Genomic DNA, 19,307 nt, shown 5'->3' on the forward strand with positions numbered 1-19,307 from the left:
GTCAGGACGCTTCAAATAGCCTATTTTGGCTCAGTTTATTTTACCCTATCTTAATTTACCCAATCTTTAAAAAACCCAAGTATGAAGTACAGACTGTTACTTTTAGTATTGCCCATTCTTATTTGGTCTTGTGAACCTAGGGAACTTACTGAGGCGGAACGCTGGGAAGATACAGCCAGCCGAGTGGAGATTCTTCGAGATGACTACGGTATTCCACATATTTATGGAAAAAGCGATGCCGATGCAGTCTTCGGATTGCTGTATGCTCAGTGCGAAGATGACTTCAGACGAGTAGAGCGGAATTACATTTGGGCGACGGGTCGATTGGCTGAGTTGGAAGGGGTAGAGGCGATTTATTCTGATCTTCGCGCTAATCTCTACATGACTGAATCGGAAGCTAAAGCAGCCTACGAGTCAGCACCGGATTGGCTGAAGGAACTTTGTGTAGCATTTGCCGACGGAGTGAATTATTATTTGGCTACCCACCCAGAGGTAACGCCACAGGTGATCACGAGGTATGAGCCTTGGATGCCGATGTTCTTTAGCGAAGGTTCTATTGGGGGCGATATTGAGCAGATTCCTACGCGAGGGATTAGAGCTTTTTATTCTGCCAATGAGCCTGATGTCATGGCTTTGAATTCATTAGAAATGGAAAAAGAAGCCCTACTTGATGAACCAAAAGGCTCGAATGGAATCGCTATCAATGGTAAAATGACCGCTTCTGGCAATGCCATGCTACTTATCAATCCACATACCTCATTCTATTTCAGACCAGAAGTTCATGTGGTGAGCGAAGAAGGGTTGAATGCTTATGGAGCGGTGACTTGGGGGCAGTTTTTCGTTTATCAGGGATTCAATGAGAAAACAGGCTGGATGCACACTTCCACGCAGGTGGACTTTATTGATGAATTTGTAGAAGAGGTGACTGAAAAAAATGGGAAGTATGAATACCAGTATGGTGATGAAAGCCGGGCGGTGGAGGAATTTCAGGTTTCGATTAAATACAAAGAAGGCTCTGATCTGAAAGAGAGACCTTTTACTCTCTATAGAACTCATCATGGTCCGATCACACATAAAAAAGACGATAAATGGGTGGCTACCAAAATTAATTGGGATCCAGTTAATGCCTTAATACAGAGTTTCACCCGCACCAAACTGAACAATCACGACGAGTTCAAAAAGATGATGGATATCCGTACCAACTCTTCCAACAATACGGTTTTCGCAGATTCGGAAGGAAACATTGCATACTACCACGGGAATTTTATTCCCAAAAGAAACGAGGGATTTGACTTTTCCGAACCAGTGGATGGCTCCGATCCCAACTCAGACTGGCAGGGATTGCATACGGTAGATGAATCCATCCTGATCCTGAATCCTGGTACAGGCTGGATTCAAAACTGTAATTCCACGCCGTTCACTGCCGCTGGGGAATTTAGCCCAAAGAAGGAAGATTTTCCGTTTTACATGGCGCCAGACCAGGAGAATTACCGAGGGATTCATGCCATGAAAGTGTTGAATGCAACGTCTGGATTGAGCTTGGATGGGTTGATAGAATTAGCGTATGATCCCTATTTGCCAGCTTTCGAGGTCATTGTCCCTATGCTGCTCAAAGCTTACGAGCAAAAAGGTATAGGGGATCCTCAGTTGACGGAGGCAATTAAAGTTTTGGAAAACTGGGATTATCGTACTTCCAAAGAGTCAGTGGCGATGTCTTTGGCGCATTTTTTTGGATTGAATTTCATGCGGAATCACGGGAATATCAACAACCTGCTGGCTTTCAATCAAGATGAAAACACGCGAATTCCTAACCCTTCGTCTTCTGAACTCCTAGCTACTTTTGCCAAAACACTGGAGGAAATGAACGCTGACTTTGGTACTTGGAATACTCCTTGGTCTGAGATCAACCGTTTCCAGCGCTTGACTGGGGAAATTGATTTGCCATTTGATGATTCCAAAGATTATACGCCGGTGGGATTAGCCTCTGGTACTTGGGGAGCGTTGGCTGCTTTTGGTGCCAAAACCTTCCCCGGAACGAAGCGATTGTATGGGTACAGAGGAAATAGCTTTGTGGCTGCGGTAGAGTTTGGGGAGAAAGTGAAAGCCAAATCTATCCTCGCTGGTGGTCAGAGTTCTGATCCAAATTCTCCTCATTTCTACGACCAAACACAAGATTATGTGGATGGGAAGTTCAAAGACGTAGCATTTTACCGAGAAGATGTGGAAGCTAGGATGAAGGAGAAATATGTGCCGGGGAGAAGGGAGTAGGTAGTGATCAGTCGCAGCATTCAGTTTTTGACCTTTCTGAAACCTCGAAGGTCTTATTTATAAAGCGTAAATTGTAAGTATAACAAAAATCAACTCATCAACTGATCAAGTCCATAGAATAGTCTTTCTATAGTTTGATTAAATAAGTTTTTCAAATCGAATATTACCCACCAATACTTATGAGAAAAATACTCCTTTTCATGCTCCTGAGCACTTCTGTGGCTTTTGCACAGCAAGAAACTCTTAAACCACTTCGAACTACTGTAGAGACAGATACTCGGGTGATTCGTCAGGATGTTCCGATGACTAATTCCATCCGAAAGGCTTTTGAGGAAGGATCTAGAAATTTCACTGGAAAGCCAGGCCCTAATTATTGGCAGCTAGAGACGGATTTTACGATCAAAGCCACCTTAGATCCAAGCACCCAGACGATCACAGGGTCTGAGAAAATCCTTGTACATAATAATAGCAAAGAAGATATGACTTCCATCGTTCTTCGATTGGATCATAATGTGTTCCGGGGAGATGTGCCTCGAGGTACTTCTGTACCAGCGGAAAACACAGAAGGAATGGTTGTGACTGCGATCAAAGTTGCTGGGCAACAAGTGGACTTGAACCCGGCGCCTCGCCGAAGAAATGATCCACCAGCACTTAGCGTAAGAGGTTTGCAAAGTACGGTAGCGACTATCTCGCTAGTAGATCCTATCAAAGCGGGAACTACCGCCGAAGTGGAGATCGACTGGCATACCAAATTGCCAGGTGGAGACAATGGTAGAGGGCATAGAATGACGCAGCGATTTGACAGTACGTTGTTCCAGCCTACGCAGTGGTTCCCGAGATTGGCGAAGTTCGATGACCTTCGCGGTTGGGAGACGAGTTTGTACTTAGGTCCGGCTGAATTTCACAATAATTTCGGAAGCTATGATGTGTCTCTCACCGTACCGGCAGGGTGGATCGTGACCGGAACGGGTGTTTTGCAAAATCCCACCGAAGTGCTTACACCTGAAGTAGCGGAGAGATTTGCTAATGTATTGAAGGCTGAAGGAGAGGTGACGCTGGTGAGTGAAGCGGAAAAAGGTCCAGGTAAAGCGACCAAAGCTGGAGATCAATTGACTTGGAGGTTTAAGGCAGATAAAGTAAATGATTTTGCTTGGGCGACATCGGATAGGTTTATTTGGAAGGCTACCAAAGCAGCTATTCCGGGTAAAGGCCCTGTGCCGATTTACATGGTTTTTATTCCGGAGAGAGCTAAGCTTTTTGAAAAAGCTGGTGAAAACACCAAACATGCGTTGGAATTCTATTCCAAACTTTGGGCACCGTATCCTTTTCCCCAACTGACCCTACAAGACGGTCCCAGCGCCGGGATGGAATATCCGATGGTGATCAATTCCAATCAAGGAGCAGCGGATCATGAGGCGGCGCATCAATGGTGGCCGATGATGGTAGGAACTAACGAGACGCGCTACGGCTGGATGGATGAAGGATTCAACCAATACATGAATATCCTGTCTGCGGCTGATAGCAGAGGAGTGGATTATAATTTGGATGGTTTGGGACAAAGCTATGGCCGAATCAGCGGTATGGAAGACGAAGCCCCATTGATGTGGAGTGCCAACGATGCTGGAATGATGTACGGTTTCCAGACCTATCAAAAAACTCCTTTGATGCTATCCATGCTTGGTGGAATAGTGGGGGATGAGGCTGTGATCAATGCGATGAAAAAGTACACGGAGACATGGGCATTTAAGCATCCTTCACCGTGGGATTATATGTTCTTTATGAATCAGGAGTTGGGGCAAAATCTGGAGTGGTTTTGGTATTACTGGTTGTTCACCACAGAATCTGTTGAAGGATCTATTCAAAATGTAACCACTTCAAATGGAAAAACTACCGTGACTGTTCATCAGGCTGGAGAAATGCCGTCACCTGTGGTATTGCAAGTGGAGTTTGAAGGTGCAGCGGACATCAAAATACCAAATGCTAAAAAAGTCAACGATACGACAGTTGAGTTTACTTGGCCCGTTACGGTTTGGTTTGACGGTAGCCGAACTTTTGATGCGGTGATGGATTTAGGAGATGGGAAAATCAAAAAAATCACGTTGGATCCACATCGTCGTTTTCCTGATAAAGACACGGCTGACAATGTTTGGCCTAGATAAGTATTAAACAAAAAATGAGGCTCAAAATGGCCTCATTTTTTTTTACCTACAATAACTCGGAGTTTTTCGCGGAGAGTGCAACTGGTTTATGGTTAAGCAGAAGACAGATTTTGTCAGTAGAGGCCAAACATTTTTCGCCCCATTTCCAATTTAAGTTGTCCAGTATTTACCAAAACAGCTTCGGGATTTTTTTTACAACATTGGCACTTAGAAAGCCCAGTATGCAATTCTGAGTTCTTGATTAAAACAGTAACCAAAAGATGCCAACGGCACGATCAATTATCATATACCTCCTAAGCGAAAACTTTAGCGTCCACAGCGGTTCTGCGGCTATTTATTTTTCCTCTACTAACTTAATTTCTCCAACTCCGCAAGAATCGGGTTTGGCGATTTTCTCAATGACCTTACTTTTGGATAATCCTTTCTTCAGATCATGTCCGAAAGCCCATCCATCAATTACCAACGCATTGCCGAAGCTATTATTTACATTCAGGCTAACTTCAAGAATCAGCCTTCCTTGGAAGAAATCGCAGATCAAGTCCATCTGAGTCCTTATCATTTTCAGCGGATGTTTAGCGATTGGGCAGGTGTGAGCCCAAAGAAATTCATGCAATTCCTCAGCATCGAATATGCCAAAGAGCTTTTGCAAGGCAAAGAGGCCACGCTTTTCGAGGCAGCTCAGGAAACAGGACTTTCTGGCACAGGAAGACTTCATGATCTGTTTGTGAAAATAGAGGGGATGACTCCGGGCGAGTTTAAAAATGGGGGAGAAAGGCTTCAGATTAAGTACAGCCTCTCCGAAACTCCATTTGGACCAATCATCGTCGCTTCCACTCAAATAGGCATTTGTCATCTAGCTTTTTTTGAGAATGAAGCAGAGGCACTAATTAAGATGAAAGCCCGCTTTCCTAAGGCTAACTATTTCCACGAGCTGGACTTAGTTCAACAATCAGCAATTCAGTTTTTCCGCCAAGATTGGAACAAAGTAAATCTGATCAAGTTGCATCTCCATGGAAGCCCTTTTCAATTGAAAGTATGGGATGCTTTGCTAAAAATCCCCATGGGAAATCTAACAACATACGGTTCTATCGCGGCGGAATTGGATAACTCTAATGCTTCCCGAGCCGTTGGAACGGCGATTGGGAGTAATCCCGTGGCGTTCCTGATTCCCTGTCATCGCGTGATTCAGTCCGGCGGAAAACTCGGTGGATACATGTGGGGAATGACTCGTAAATCAGCCTTGATAGGTTGGGAAGCAGCACAAAGAATACAGGAAACAAAAAACTAGCATGGACTTATTCAATCAGATTTCTGACGAAATGCCAAACTTGTTACCTCGTGAGGGTACGGTGAATTATTATGGAAAAATCATGGCGCCGACCAGTGCAAATGGCTATCTAAATTATCTTTTGACTGAGATTCAGTGGGAGAATGATGTGGCTTATATTTTTGGGAAACGCATAGAAACCAAGCGAAAAGTGGCTTGGTATGGTGATAAGCCATATGAATACACCTATTCTAATAACACGAAGACAGCCTTGCCATGGACCTCCGAACTGCTCGCACTCAAAAAATTGATTGAGAAAAAGTCAGGCGAAACCTTTAATTCTTGTTTGCTGAATTTGTACCACAATGGGAGCGAAGGGATGGCTTGGCACAGCGATGGAGAGAAAGATCTGAAAAAGAATGGTGCAATAGCTTCGGTTAGTTTTGGGGCAGAGCGGAAATTTGCCTTCAAGCATAAGGAGTCGAAAGAAACTGTTTCGCAGGTTTTGGAAAATGGTAGTCTGCTAGTAATGAAAGGAACTACTCAAACTCATTGGCTTCACCGCTTGCCACCCACCAAGTTAGTCTCGAAGCCAAGGGTGAATTTGACCTTTCGGACGATTGTGAAGTAAGCGTTTATATTGGCCTCGGTTTTTAATTATGGGCCTTTTTGTATTCACCCTTTTCATAGTTCAAAACTTCAGTTTCTAGCCTTTTGACGATGTTTTTCCTTTCTCCATTTATTACTTGGTAATTGGATATCGAGTCCTTAACCACCAAATCAACAAACCTATTTGTTATAACTGAACTTGGTTCAATTCGCTTTTTATGTTCCTGAAACTCTCCACTTGACCTTCCGTCAGTCTCTCCATGTTGACTTTGGATGGCGTAATTCTCTAAAATCAGCTGTATTTTTTTTCCATTCCTCACATACAAACTTAGCTCCTCAATTTCTACTGGATTTAACCTACTGCTTCCAGTATAATGTAGCGTAATTCCAATGGTTTCAGAATTAGGATTTAGCTTAAAAGGTTGGTAACTGACTTTAAGTTTATTGATTTTCAATGCATCGGAATACCAGGCTTTTTGTTTATAAAAGCTTGATTTGATCACCCCATTCGCATTATTTACAATCAGAATATGACTGTTCAGTGCCATATATCCTTCTCCTGATTCTACTATTTCAGGTATAACCACGATTATTTCATCATTTGGGATTTCAAGAGAGCTGACTAGAGGTATGAAGCAGTTGACTTCTTCAATTTCTAATTGAGTGAGTACATTTTTCAGCAACGCAGAATCGATGCTTTGGCTAAATGAATTCTGGAATAGCAAAAAGAGAAAGAGAAATAAGAAAGGCTTTTTCATCAGCACTAACATACTAAAATTTTTAGTTCGTCGATCTAAGCACCAGGTAGGAAAAAAAATGCCTCGGTTAAATCTTTCGGATTTTGAATGCAGAGGTTCATAAATCAGAGAAACGCTAGTGGTCAACAGGTATTTTTCAATTTGCACCCTGATATTTTACCGAGTCTGTATTTTTATTTTTCTTAATCCGAGGATAGCAGTACTTTGAAAAGAATATAAACCATAAACTTTAACCAGAAGGTCAATTGAAAAGAAGAGATTTTATCCAACGATCCGGATTGGGGCTCGGTGCCCTAGCCACCTCCGGGCTATTCATGATGGGCAATCCTGTCTCAGCCGAGCAGCTGCTCGTGCCGGGCATGGACCCTGCCGCTAAAAAAGTGCTCGCCGATATCGCTTTAAATGCAGCAAGGGCAAAAGGAGCCACATACACCGATGTGAGAATCGGTAGATACCTTAGACAGAATGTTTTCACCCGTGACAAAAACGTCCAGGGAATTTCCAATGGAGAGACTTTTGGAGTTGGTATCCGAGTGATAGCCAATGGAACCTGGGGCTTCTCATCCACCTCAGATGTTTCCCCAGACGGTATCAAGCTATGCGCAGAAACTGCTGTGGCTATCGCAAAAGCTAATTCAAAACTTCAGAAAGAACCTGTTGAGCTTGCACCTGAGCCAGGACATGGGGAAGTGACATGGAACACACCAATTAAAAAGAATGCGTTGGAAGTTCCGGTGAAGGAGAAGATTGACTTGCTTCTCAAGGCCAATAATGCTGCAATCGACAACGGAGCAGCGTTTGTCAATTCTTCACTTTTCATGATCAATGAGCAAAAGTACTTTGCTTCCACCGATGGATCCTATATCGATCAGGACATCCATAGAATCTGGCCGACTTTCTCGGTGACAGCGGTGAATAAGGAATCTGGCGGATTCCGAACTCGTCAGGCACTCAGCGCGCCGATGGGAATGGGGTACGAGTACATGGACGGACTGGCAGAAGATAAACTAATGAATCCAGCGGGGTTCAATAGCTACAGAAATTCCTACGATATCGTAGAAGATGCTACTGATGCAGCTAAGCAAGCGAGGGAAAAGATCTCTGCCAAATCTGTGATCCCTGGCAAGTACGATTTGGTGCTGGATCCTGATCACTTGGGATTGACGATTCACGAATCAGTAGGACACCCGCTTGAGCTTGACCGTGTGCTTGGCTATGAGGCAAACTATGCCGGAACTAGCTTTGCCACTTTGGACAAATGGAAATCCGGTGATTTCAAATACGGTTCTGATAAAGTAAATATCGTCGCAGACAAGACGCAACCTTTCTCCTTGGGAAATACAGGCTATGATGACGAAGGTGTAAAAACCAAAGAATGGGATCTGATCAAAAATGGCGTTTTGGTGAATTACCAGGCAATCCGAGATCAGGTGAGTATTTTGGGAGAAAAGGAATCTCACGGCTGCTGCTTTGCAGACAACTGGAGTTCTGTACAATTCCAGCGCATGCCGAACGTATCATTACGTCCTGGCACTGAGAAACTAAGCCCTGCTGACATGATCAAAAATGTAGATAAAGGAATCTACATCCTCGGCCGTGGATCTTATTCAATCGATCAGCAGCGATACAACTTCCAGTTCGGAGGTCAATTATTCTACGAAATCAAAAATGGCGAAATCGTAGGTATGCTTGAGGACGTGGCCTACCAGTCCAATACTCAGGAATTCTGGAATTCTTGTTCACAGATTTGTGATCAGGATGACTACCGTTTCTTCGGATCTTTCTTTGATGGAAAAGGGCAGCCCTCCCAGTCATCTGCCGTCTCACATGGTAGTTCTACCACCCGTTTTGACGGGGTGAATGTGATCAATACAGGAAGAAATATTTAATCTCAACTCAAGCATTATGGCCATTTTGACTAAAGAAGAAGCAAAACAAATTATAGATAAAGTACTGTCCTACGCAAAAGCTGATGAGACCGAGGTGTCGATTTTCGGTGGAAGAACCGGGAATATTCGCTATGCGAGAAACTCTGTGAGTACCAGTGGAGAGACAAATGAAATAGGATTAAATGTCACATCCGTCTATGGGAAGAAATCGGGTTCATCGAGCATAAATGAACTAGACGACGAATCGCTCAAAAAAGCCGTAGCCAGAGCTGAGGAAATCGCGCAATTGGCGCCGGAGAACCCGGAATACATGCCGATGCTAGGTCCTCAGCAATATGCAGAAAGCAAGACTTTCGTGCCTGCTACCGATCAAATCACACCGGATACACGCGCACAAATCGCGGCGGATAGTATTGGACCAAGCAGTGAGAAGAATCTTGTCTCTGCCGGGTATTTAGAGGATTTCTCGGGTTTTGTGGCTCAAGGGAATAGCAAAGGCCTTTTTGGCTACAACAAGAGAACATCCGTAGATTTCTCTATTACAGTGCGTACGGAAGATGGCACCGGGTCTGGCTACGCCATCCGCGATTTCAATGATGTGAATCTTTTGAACTCCCGTGAGGTTACGAGCATTGCTATGCAGAAAGCTCAAGCCTCCCAGCAAGCTCAGGCAATTGAACCGGGGAAATACACCGTGATTTTGGAGCCCACTGCTGCTGGAGACCTATTGGGACTTTTGACAGGAAGTTTGGATGCAAGAAGTGCAGATGAAGGCAGAAGCTTCCTGAGCAAAAAAGGTGGAGGAACTCGTCTGGGTGAAAAGCTATTCGACGAGCGTGTGAATATCTACTCTGATCCAATGAACGCACTAATACCAGGTTCACCTTGGGATGGAGAAGGATTTCCTCAGAAGCCTATGAAATGGGTAGAAAACGGAGCAGTAACAAACATGTTTTATTCCCGCTACTGGGCAGAAAAGCAAGGAGTACAGCCTACTGGAAGACCAAGTGGCGTCATTATAGCTGGCGGTGATCAATCCATCGCTGATATGGTGAAAAGTACCGAGCGAGGAATTCTAGTAACAAGATTCTGGTACATCAGAGCGGTAGATCCTCAGACATTACTTTACACAGGGTTGACACGTGACGGTACTTTCTACATCGAGAATGGCCAGATCAAATTCCCGGTAAAGAACTTCCGCTTCAACGAAAGTCCGATCATTATGCTAAATAACATCGAAGCACTTGGACAACAGCAGCGAGTAGGAGGAGATCTGATCCCTGCGATGAAAATCCGGGACTTTACCTTCACCAGCTTATCTGACGCCGTTTAAAATTGATTAACCTTTGAGGTTTTTTTCAAACCTCGAAGGTTTCATTGTTTACTGAGTTTTCAGTTTGCGGTATTCAGGTCACAGAAGAATCACTCATTGGGAAAAGATTGCTTCGGATAGGGATCGGATATTTTAAAAGCGAACTTATAATTTATCCTCGCAATGACGCACGCTGCTGATTGATTACTTGAGACTGCACACTGATCCCCGTGAATGATAACAGCCAACTAAAATGCAACCCTTCTTTTTCACCAGAATTAAATACAACTCCGGAAATTGGGACACGGATCAGCGTATGCCGATCAATTTGCTGAACTCTCTGGTGGAGTACACCACTATACCGGTGGATGAAAAAGAAAAAGTCGTAGAGCTAAGCAGCAAGGAGATTTTCAAAAGCCCCTTTTGCTATATCTCAGGTCATAAGCTAGTGGAGTTCTCCAGCGAAGAGCGGCAAAACTTCAAGACTTATGTAGCAAACGGAGGCTTTGTATTTGCTGACGATTGCAATCACGACATCGATGGCCTATTCGCCAAGTCTTTCGAGGCTGAGATGGCCAAATGCTTTGGAGAAGATGCCCTCCAAAAAATTCCGAATAACCACCCAATTTATTCCGCCTTTTTTGAATTTGAAGATGGACCTCCCGCTACTTCCTTTGAGCTAAATGGATGGGGAGATGATCTGATTCATGATTACTTGAAAGCTATAGTCATAAATGGCAGAATAGGAGTTCTTTATAGTAATAAAGATTATGGATGTGAGTGGGATTATGATTTTAGAAACAAGCGCTTTTTGAAGGTTGACAACACCAAGTTTGGAGTCAACCTAGTGGTTTATGCATTAACACATTGATTTTGGAAAATATAGATTTATCAGCTTACAAAGCCCTAGTGGCGAAGATTCCCCAACTCAAAATTGAGATCGCAAAGGTTATTGTTGGTCAGGAAGCCGTCATCGAAGAAATTATCATCACCCTATTGGCAGGAGGGCATTGCTTGCTGGAAGGTGTGCCTGGCTTAGCAAAAACCCTGATGGTGAATTCTCTTTCTCAAGGGATGGAGCTGAACTTCAAAAGAATTCAATTTACACCGGATTTGATGCCTGGGGATATCCTGGGTACTGAAATCCTCGAAGAAGATCATGAGACAGGAAAGAAGTTTTTCCAGTTCAACCGTGGCCCTATCTTCGCCAACATGGTGCTGGCGGATGAGATCAACCGTACACCTCCCAAAACTCAAGCTGCGCTGCTAGAAGCGATGCAGGAGAAGGTGGTGACATACGGCGGACAGCAACATCCACTGCCGGTTCCTTTTCTGATTATAGCTACCCAAAATCCCATCGAACAAGCAGGAACCTATCCGCTGCCCGAAGCGCAGCTAGATCGTTTTCTTTTGTACATCAAACTGGGCTATCCCACCGAGCAGGAGGAACTGGCTGTATTGGATAGAACTACAGGAACTTACAAGGGTCAGCCTGAAGCGGTCTTTAGCGGAGCAGATATTCAGATCTTACAAAAGCTTACCCGCGAGGTTCATATAGATTCTCAATTGCTCGCTTACATCAATAAGTTAATTCGAGCTACTCGTCCTGAAAATTCAGAAATACAGTCAGTTATAGATTATGTTGAATGGGGAGCAGGCACACGCGCTGGACAGGCTTTGATTCTCTGTGCCAAAGCTAGAGCCTTGGTCAAAGGACGTTTTGCAGTCACTCCCGAGGATGTCAAGACGCTAGCTTATCCCGTATTGAGGCATAGACTTTCTTTGCATTTCCGTGCCGAAGCGGAAAATGTCCAGGCAGACGCAGTGATTGCCAAAATCCTCGAAGCGCTCCCAATCCATGCAAGCAAGTAACCTGGAAATAGTCAAACTCAATAACCTGAAGTTGGCCGCAAAGATCATCAGCGAACAACTCAAGAACGGTATTCATGCAGGAAAACGCGTGGGTGTAGGTTCAGAGTTTGAGCAATACCGATATTATGAGCCCGGCGATGACCCCAAAAGAATCGATTGGAAGTACTATTCCCGCTCGGGTAAGCACATGATCAAGGAATCACAGACGGAGAGCCATCTGCATATCCGTATGATGCTAGATCTGTCTGGATCGATGAACTATGCCGAAAATGGAATTAAACGTCTTGAATACGCTAAAAACCTCCTTGCCTCACTTTCTTATTTGGCCTATCAGCAGGGTGATTCTTTGAGCTATTTCACCTGTCAGGATGGAAGGGTAGAGCAGAAGGTCTCGCCTTCGCCCAAGGCTTTTCAGCGCATGCTCTATTTCCTTCAGGAAGAAAAGGCGTCAGGATCCTGGCCCGTGACCCAGCAGGATTTCCCAGTATTGAAAAGTAAACAGAAGGAATTGATCATTTTGGTTTCAGACTTTTTGCAAAGAGATAGGGAATGGATAGCTATCGTGGAGCAAATGCGCCATCCTAAAAAAGAGATTGTACTCTTTCAAATTTTGGGAAATCAGGAGGAAAAGTTTGATCTCAAAGGGAATTATAATTTCCATGATTTGGAGTCAGATCGGACCATTATTCTGGATGGTAAGCTCATAGAGAAAACCTATAACGAATCTATAAAGTCCTATTTATCAGATTTTAAACAAGCTTTACTTTTACCTGGAATTCACCTCATTCAAGCGCGATTGACAGATCCTATCGCGGTAACTATTAGTAAATTTTTAGCCGAAAGAACCCTCTCTTAATGCAGTTTCTTCAGCCTATAATTCTCTGGGGTCTGCTGGGAATCAGCATACCAATCCTCATCCACCTCTGGCGCGGAAAACAGGGAAAAGTGATCCAATGGGCTGCGATGCGTTGGCTGTCCGAGCAAGAAAGCTCCGTGGCAAAAGGGGTTCGATTGGAAAATATTTGGGTGCTTTTGCTCAGAATTCTAATGATCGTTTTACTTGTTTTATTGCTGAGTCAAGTGTTCATAGACAAGTTCAGTAGTCATAGCCAAGAGCAGATTATTCACCTGGTTCAACCGAATATTCCACTGACTGAAGAATATAAATTTGAGCTTCAGCAAGCAATCCAAAAAGGACAAGAAGTCTATTGGGCGAATGCAGATCTCAGTTCCATTCAGCGTACGGATGCGCTTGATCCCGACCCAACAAGCTTTGATCTTCAAGCCTCACTCTTCAAAATCCCGAAAACTGTGACTGCTCTTCATCTGTATTTGAACAATTCGCAGCATGAGCTTCAAGATGATTACTACCTTAGTCCGATCAAACCTTTGCTTTTTTTGGGGAATACTGAGCTTTCTAAGGATCAGGGGCAGGTGGTGCACATTGAGGATGGTAGAGTGTTTCAGGTTGACGAAAATGGTTTATTGGATACTACTTCAATTGACAAGGCAGGAAGGGGATCTGTATCCTTGAAGAAGCAAGATTTCACTTACTTTTTTGGACAACTATCTGATTCGGAGCGCGTGTTCATTCAGGCTTCATTGGATGCGATAGCAGAAGTTTACGGGTTTGATTTCAGCGAAAAAACGACTGTTGAAGAAGCAACCTTGATCTTTGATAGTGACCTTCCGGCTGATGTTTCTCGGAAAAAGCTTTACTTTATTTCGGATAGCTTTTTACTGGAAGAAGCCACCAACGTAGTTTTTTTTACGGACCCATTGGACTTTGAGCATGCAGAACTTGTCCAGTCTGGCCAGCTTCCTGAGGTGATTCTGGAGAAGTTCCTGGAGTTTTCAGGGGTGAAAAAACTGGATGTGCCACTTAGCTACACCCAACTCCAGCACAAGTTTCTGGTTGATACTAGCAAGTCAGCAGGAAAGACAGCGAACGCTTATTTGCTGCTTTTATCGCTTTTCCTGCTTTGCTTTGCGGCGGAGAGGTACTTCGCAAACCGTCAAGGAATATGAGTTCGATCGAGCGCTATATCGCCAGAGTTGAGAGGCAGCTGCAGGTACAAGCTGTCCTGAAGGCTTTGTTAGTCGCTTTTGCTCTGGCTGTGATTTCCGCAATATTCACTTCTTCTTGGGTCATCATTGCGTTGATAGGATTCATTGGATTTTTCCTTTGCGCTTACCTACTAGGTTTGTTCCAAAGTAAAAAACCACAGGCTATACAAGCATTGCATCAGCAATTCTCAGATCTGGAATTCAGTCTGGAACTTTTGCAAAAAAACTCAAAGAATGTAGCTGAACAGCTTCAATGGGAGCGTGTGAATACGAGTTTCAAAGGTGGAGAAATTCATCTTTGGTACAAAAGTCTAGGTCCGTTTGCGCTGGTGCTAGTCCTGGCTACAGGTATTTTTTCCTTGACTTTCTTTAATCTATCAGAAGACAAAGCATCAAATGTATTCACTCAACGGGGCGATAAAACGAAGGTGTTTGCTGCGTCGGTTTCGCCTGTAGAGATGATTTCGGCCAGTATCATTATTACTCCTCCGCCTTATACCGCCTTACAAAAAGTGAGTCAATCAGAACTTGAAATAAAAGCTATTCAAGGTTCTGAAATAGAATGGGTTATTTCTCTTTCATCGGATGAAAATCTAGTTTTGGAATTGATCAATTCTAATGGAGATGGGTTGGAATTCACGAAGGAGAAAGATCGTTTTAGCTTGCGTGATCGGGTTAGGAATTCTGGGATTTATGCCTTGCGCGGAAGTCGAAAAGGCGAGGTCGTTTATGAGTCGGATTATTTTCCTTTGGAGGCAGTTCCGGATTTGGCACCGGTGATTCAACCAGAGGAATCGGAATTCTATCAATACCATTTTGTGAAGGATCCCAAGCTTATGAATGTCTCCGCCAAGGTATCGGATGACTTCAGAGTCAAAGAGGTTTTTTTGGTGGCGACTTTAGCACGAGGATCTGGGGAAAATGTCAAGTTTCGTGAGAATAGAATTTCCATTCCTAAGCAGAATTTTCAATCGGAAGACCTGACAGTGAAACTGGACTTGAATACGTTGGATTTCAAACCTGGTGATGAACTGTACTACTACTGGGCGGCTATAGATAACAAATTGCCGGAACCTAATTTTTCACGATCTGACACGTATTTCTTGAATTATGTGGACTCTGCAGGGATGTCAGAGGAGGAATTGATCGGGATGGCGATTCATGTGATGCCGGACTATTTCCGTAGTCAACGGCAGATCATCATCGACACGCAGAAGCTTTTGGCAGCTAAAAACAAGCTGACCGAACGGGAATTTAACGTCATTTCCAATGAAATTGGCTACGACCAAAAGATGCTTCGATTACGGTATGGACAGTATTTGGGTGAGGAGTTTGAGGAAACTGCTGGAGGTGGAGCGGTTCAGTCTTTTGACTCCGAAAATCCACTGGAGGGTTTTGAGCATAGGCACGATGAGGAGCACGAGGCTGGCGTCACAGCTCATGTGCTTTTGCCTGAAAAGACTCATGAAGCTCACGAGGAGACCGCTCACAGTTCAGACGACAGTGGTCTGGGCGGATTGCTGGATTCTTATCTGCACAACCACGAGGACGAGGAAACCAATACTTATTTTCAAGAATCAACCAAAACCACACTGAAACTTGCACTGGAACAAATGTGGCAATCTGAGCTTTATTTGCGGCTTTTTGAACCCGATCAGGCATTGCCCTTTCAAGAAAAAGCCCTAGAATATCTCAAGACTGTTCAGCAAAAATCTCGGGTGTATGTGAAGCGAACTGGCTTTGATCCGCCTCCGATCAAGCAGGCGGAAAAACGCCTGACGGGCGATTTGGAGGAATTGAAAAAGCAATTGGAGAAGGAGCAACGTGAGTTATCCTCTCGTTTGGCGCCTCTGGCGGCGGAAATCCTCGGATTGCTGTCCAAGGAAGTGCTTTCCAGTTCAGAAAAGGCTACGATTCAGAGATTCGGTGAACTGTGGACAGAGCGGATGAATTACTCGGGATTGGAGGATTGGTCGGTGCTGTTGCAGCTGCAGGAGTTGAATTCGGGGAAAATAACTGAAGAAGGGAAGAAGGATTTGTTCCAAAAACTCTATCCGCTGCTTGCTCAGAATAAGGGAACAAACGCTGCTGCGCTCACTCAAAAAGAATTGGAAAGGGCCTTTTGGAATAAATTACAATGATACAATTCGAGCCATTGATATCGTGGAATTGGGCTGGAGTATTCGCAGCTGTTATTGCTGTAATCTTAGGTTTTCAGTTGGTTTGGATAATTAGATCGGCTTGCTCGCCTGCCCGAAAAGTCCTCCGAATTGTCTTGAATGGCTTATTATCTCTCATTCTGATTGCCTATGTTATTCAACCAGTTTGGAAATCCTCCAAGCCCGATCAAGCAGTTATCGTTTTTTCTTCAGAGATAGAAAAAAGTAGCCTGAACTTTTGGAAGGATAGTCTTCAAGTGAAGAAAACAATTGGAATAGAGAACTATACAGGCGATGGTAACCCTGTCTATTTGCTTGGATCGAACTTTTCAAGAATTGATTTGCTGAAAATAGGCAATCAGGAAGTTCAATGGATTCAAGAAGCTGAACCTGGTTCAATTACCTTCTTGGAATGGAAAGGAATCCTGCGGCTGAATGAAATGCAGGCAGTGAAAGGAACATTTGTCAGCCAGGATTCTTTGCGAATTTCCCTGCTTCAGCAAGGCGAACTTGTCGCAGAAACTATGCTTTTACCTAATTCAGGTTCCTTTCGTCTGGATTTTCCGACTCGGATTCTGGGAAGAAATAAGCTGGATTTGCTGGTGAATGATAGCCTTTACGGTCAGGTTAACTTTTTTGCGAGAGCTCGCAAACCTATTCATTACAGAATGAAATTTGCTTTTCCGGATCCTGAAATACGATTCTTAACCCAGTTTCTCATTAATTCTGGCGAGGTTGTTTCTGAAGAAATTAATATTTCAAAAAGTACTTCAATTCAATCGGGGCGATATGCCCAGGATTCACTTCAGTTTTTGATAATTGACCCTGCACAGCTTTCTAATGAATCCACCCGGAGTGCTATTGCGTCTGGCGCATCGGTTTTGCTGATTAATCTAGTTGATGTGGAGAAGGATGTTGCAGCAGTTAATACTGCAATGGAGACTGATTTCAGTGTGAAACGGAGTACCACTGAGAATTTCAGAGTAGTGCGAGATGAGTTGGAAGCTTTGCCTTTTGAGTTTGAGGCCTCCATCGCTCAGCGTTTATTGATCCAGAATGGGCTGGCAGTTCAGCAAGTTGGAACTGCAAAAATTGGCCTGAGCTTATTGGACAATACCTTTCCGATCAAATTGTCAGGAGACAGCTTGAGTTATGAAGCCATTTGGAAAGAAATACTTGGGGCGATGCTTCCTGTTGAATCTAGTTCAGTATCATTTGATCAACCTGTTTTCCAAGGATTTATTTCTGATTTTACGATCAATAGAACTGCTTTTGAGGAGAATTTTGTAGGCTATGGGTCGGACTCTCTTTTTCTTCAACCATCGTTGGTTAATGCCTATTCCAGGGGAGGGCAACTTGTCAGTGCAGATACGGGATGGATTTCGCTAGGAGATAGTTTGGAGATGTATTCTTACCCTTCTGGCGCATTTCCCAGCGTTTATTTCTCTAAGCAAAAAGCTGATTTTTTAATCAATCAATCAATTCATGAGTTCCATTCTAGTGTTGAGAAAGTAAATAGTAATATTCCAGATTGGCTTTGGTATGCGCTATTTATGATCTTGTTGACTATCCTCTGGCTAGAGCCTAAAGTATTGAAGTAGCAGAATCTATACTTACCATGACAAATAATAACTACTTGTTTTCAATACATAAAGCCAAAAAGCCACAGCGGAATATTATTTCCGCCTCCAATTTTGATTCCGTCTGCAACTGCATAGGAATTGGGAACTCCGTGAATTTGTTGGCTGGGTGAATGGAGGGGTTGGGGATTGAAGTTTTCTGTCAGAAAGTTTAATCAGTCGTTCCATATTGTTTTATGAGAAAAACAATTAGGGAGACCTTAAGGATATGCGATTAAATTGCGCTTAGAATTATAGGCTAGGTCAAACTTTAGATTGAGCTGACATCAGTCACCCGTCATCGGCCTTTTGGCCCAGTGAGGAAATATAATGAGGTGTTTTATGAATTTAGACCAACAGTTAAATATTTATCCCATACCCATGCATCAGCACCAGCCTCAATCCCACATAAATCACCAGAATCGCAGTCAGCCCTCCGAGGATTCTGAGGTTTAGTTTTTTGCTGGATAGATAGGAGCCAACTCCTCCGCCAATGACTACCGCCAGGATAAGCTTCCAAAGTAAGCTTGCATCAATCTGGAAGGTATCTGCCACACCCAGGCCCACCAGTCCTGAAATCGAGTTTACCAAAATGAACACGGAAGCCAAAGCGGCTACGGTTCGAGGATTTGCCCAGTTCAAAAGATTTAAAGTTGGGCTCAGGAATATTCCCCCGCCAATTCCAGAAACGCCAGCTAGCAAACCCACACTTCCTCCCAAGCCTAGCTTTTTAATCAAGCTAAATTCATGCGATTGAAGTTTGGCATTTATATATCGAAGCATCATGGCTACTCCAGAGAGTATTAGCGCAGATCCTAAGATGAGAAAAAACGCTTCCTCTGAGAGTTTCACTTGAGCTCCGAAGTAAGCCAGAGGAATACTGGAAACCAGGAATGGCCAAAAAAGCTTGAGATCAAAGACTTTGTTTCGAATGAAGATGATCGTCCCGATGGTGACTACACAGACATTCAGTATCAAAGCAGTGGAGCGAATCTCATAGAAATCTGTGAGAAAAAGGCTCAGAATAGCCAAGTAACTCGATCCCCCGCCAAAACCTACCGAACTGTAAAATAAAGCAATGATGAAAAAGATGAAGGGCAGGTATTCTATGGATAGCATTCGGGACTATGTGTAGTTAAGAAAATTGAAATTGGCCATTTTTTTCTAATGAACAAATGAGACCCAGAAAGCTAAGTCAATTTGTAAATATGAACTCAAATCGCTTTCCGAAATCCTTTCCATAAATCATTCCTATTTATGAGTAGAATTAGTTTATAAAGAGCAGGTTTTGAAACTTTGCGCCCTAAATTCGCAGTCGAAAATAGACC

At 43.6% G+C, this 19,307-nt stretch carries 14 protein-coding genes; 12 read left to right on the forward strand and 2 right to left on the reverse strand.

Features of this window, described 5'->3' with window-relative positions:
- Positions 1–81: 81 nt before the first annotated feature.
- The 4 genes from ABJH64_RS16345 to ABJH64_RS16360 all read left to right on the forward strand — a co-directional run bounded on the left by ABJH64_RS16345 (position 82) and on the right by ABJH64_RS16360 (position 6,325).
- Positions 82–2,268 carry an acylase gene (locus ABJH64_RS16345; RefSeq protein ID WP_348299122.1) on the forward strand — a complete coding sequence of 729 codons (2,187 nt, stop codon included), beginning with the start codon at positions 82–84 and terminating at the stop codon, positions 2,266–2,268.
- 179 nt (positions 2,269–2,447) lie between these two features.
- A complete protein-coding gene (locus ABJH64_RS16350) occupies positions 2,448–4,427 on the forward strand; it encodes a M1 family metallopeptidase (protein WP_348275534.1) in 1,980 nt (659 codons plus the stop codon).
- 433 nt (positions 4,428–4,860) lie between these two features.
- On the forward strand, positions 4,861–5,715 hold the full coding sequence (locus ABJH64_RS16355; protein ID WP_348275535.1) for a bifunctional helix-turn-helix domain-containing protein/methylated-DNA--[protein]-cysteine S-methyltransferase: 855 nt from the start codon (positions 4,861–4,863) through the stop codon (positions 5,713–5,715).
- 1 nt (position 5,716) lies between these two features.
- Positions 5,717–6,325 (forward strand): alpha-ketoglutarate-dependent dioxygenase AlkB, encoded by a 609-nt coding sequence (locus tag ABJH64_RS16360; protein WP_348275536.1) that lies wholly within the window; start codon positions 5,717–5,719, stop codon positions 6,323–6,325.
- Between the two features lie 22 nt (positions 6,326–6,347).
- Here ABJH64_RS16360 and ABJH64_RS16365 read toward each other — a convergent pair whose 3' ends face one another.
- A complete protein-coding gene (locus ABJH64_RS16365; RefSeq protein ID WP_348275537.1) occupies positions 6,348–7,061 on the reverse strand; it encodes a hypothetical protein in 714 nt (237 codons plus the stop codon).
- Positions 7,062–7,306: 245 nt separating this feature from the next.
- On the opposite strand from ABJH64_RS16365, the gene ABJH64_RS16370 reads away from it, so the two are divergent.
- The 8 genes from ABJH64_RS16370 (at position 7,307) to ABJH64_RS16405 (ending at position 17,961) form a co-directional block, all read left to right on the forward strand.
- Positions 7,307–8,950: a TldD/PmbA family protein gene (locus tag ABJH64_RS16370; RefSeq protein ID WP_348275538.1), complete on the forward strand. Its 1,644-nt coding sequence runs from the start codon at positions 7,307–7,309 to the stop codon at positions 8,948–8,950.
- Positions 8,951–8,966: 16 nt separating this feature from the next.
- Positions 8,967–10,283 (forward strand): TldD/PmbA family protein, encoded by a 1,317-nt coding sequence (locus ABJH64_RS16375; protein ID WP_348275539.1) that lies wholly within the window; start codon positions 8,967–8,969, stop codon positions 10,281–10,283.
- 232 nt (positions 10,284–10,515) lie between these two features.
- Entirely contained in the window at positions 10,516–11,133 is a 618-nt protein-coding gene (locus ABJH64_RS16380) for a DUF4159 domain-containing protein (RefSeq protein WP_348275540.1), read from the forward strand.
- A gap of 2 nt (positions 11,134–11,135) precedes the next feature.
- Entirely contained in the window at positions 11,136–12,134 is a 999-nt protein-coding gene (locus tag ABJH64_RS16385) for a MoxR family ATPase (protein WP_348275541.1), read from the forward strand.
- Positions 12,121–12,990, forward strand: a complete 870-nt coding sequence (locus ABJH64_RS16390; protein WP_348275542.1) for a DUF58 domain-containing protein — start codon at positions 12,121–12,123, stop codon at positions 12,988–12,990. Before ABJH64_RS16385 ends, ABJH64_RS16390 begins: the two co-directional genes overlap by 14 nt.
- Positions 12,990–14,162 carry a BatA domain-containing protein gene (locus ABJH64_RS16395; RefSeq protein ID WP_348275543.1) on the forward strand — a complete coding sequence of 391 codons (1,173 nt, stop codon included), beginning with the start codon at positions 12,990–12,992 and terminating at the stop codon, positions 14,160–14,162. The genes ABJH64_RS16390 and ABJH64_RS16395 overlap by 1 nt, the downstream gene beginning before the upstream one ends.
- On the forward strand, positions 14,159–16,342 hold the full coding sequence (locus ABJH64_RS16400; RefSeq protein ID WP_348275544.1) for a Yip1 family protein: 2,184 nt from the start codon (positions 14,159–14,161) through the stop codon (positions 16,340–16,342). The genes ABJH64_RS16395 and ABJH64_RS16400 overlap by 4 nt, the downstream gene beginning before the upstream one ends.
- On the forward strand, positions 16,339–17,961 hold the full coding sequence (locus tag ABJH64_RS16405) for a hypothetical protein (RefSeq protein WP_348275545.1): 1,623 nt from the start codon (positions 16,339–16,341) through the stop codon (positions 17,959–17,961). The genes ABJH64_RS16400 and ABJH64_RS16405 overlap by 4 nt, the downstream gene beginning before the upstream one ends.
- A gap of 378 nt (positions 17,962–18,339) precedes the next feature.
- Here ABJH64_RS16405 and ABJH64_RS16410 read toward each other — a convergent pair whose 3' ends face one another.
- A complete protein-coding gene (locus tag ABJH64_RS16410) occupies positions 18,340–19,098 on the reverse strand; it encodes a sulfite exporter TauE/SafE family protein (RefSeq protein ID WP_348274001.1) in 759 nt (252 codons plus the stop codon).
- Positions 19,099–19,307: the final 209 nt, after the last annotated feature.

The organism is Algoriphagus sp. (assembly GCF_039969895.1).
In the GTDB taxonomy this organism is placed as follows: Bacteria; Bacteroidota; Bacteroidia; order Cytophagales; family Cyclobacteriaceae; genus Algoriphagus.

What these genes read in the sequence shown, in the direction of transcription:
- ABJH64_RS16380 (WP_348275540.1), top strand. Translation starts at nt 10,516, where the DNA reads ATGCAACCCTTCTTTTTCACCAGAATTAAATACAACTCCGGAAATTGG.
- ABJH64_RS16360 (WP_348275536.1), top strand. Translation starts at nt 5,717, where the DNA reads ATGGACTTATTCAATCAGATTTCTGACGAAATGCCAAACTTGTTACCT.
- ABJH64_RS16395 (WP_348275543.1), top strand. Translation starts at nt 12,990, where the DNA reads ATGCAGTTTCTTCAGCCTATAATTCTCTGGGGTCTGCTGGGAATCAGC.
- ABJH64_RS16365 (WP_348275537.1), bottom strand. Translation starts at nt 7,061, where the DNA reads ATGAAAAAGCCTTTCTTATTTCTCTTTCTCTTTTTGCTATTCCAGAAT.
- ABJH64_RS16355 (WP_348275535.1), top strand. Translation starts at nt 4,861, where the DNA reads ATGTCCGAAAGCCCATCCATCAATTACCAACGCATTGCCGAAGCTATT.
- ABJH64_RS16410 (WP_348274001.1), bottom strand. Translation starts at nt 19,098, where the DNA reads ATGCTATCCATAGAATACCTGCCCTTCATCTTTTTCATCATTGCTTTA.
- ABJH64_RS16405 (WP_348275545.1), top strand. Translation starts at nt 16,339, where the DNA reads ATGATACAATTCGAGCCATTGATATCGTGGAATTGGGCTGGAGTATTC.
- ABJH64_RS16390 (WP_348275542.1), top strand. Translation starts at nt 12,121, where the DNA reads ATGCAAGCAAGTAACCTGGAAATAGTCAAACTCAATAACCTGAAGTTG.
- ABJH64_RS16350 (WP_348275534.1), top strand. Translation starts at nt 2,448, where the DNA reads ATGAGAAAAATACTCCTTTTCATGCTCCTGAGCACTTCTGTGGCTTTT.
- ABJH64_RS16345 (WP_348299122.1), top strand. Translation starts at nt 82, where the DNA reads ATGAAGTACAGACTGTTACTTTTAGTATTGCCCATTCTTATTTGGTCT.
- ABJH64_RS16375 (WP_348275539.1), top strand. Translation starts at nt 8,967, where the DNA reads ATGGCCATTTTGACTAAAGAAGAAGCAAAACAAATTATAGATAAAGTA.
- ABJH64_RS16400 (WP_348275544.1), top strand. Translation starts at nt 14,159, where the DNA reads ATGAGTTCGATCGAGCGCTATATCGCCAGAGTTGAGAGGCAGCTGCAG.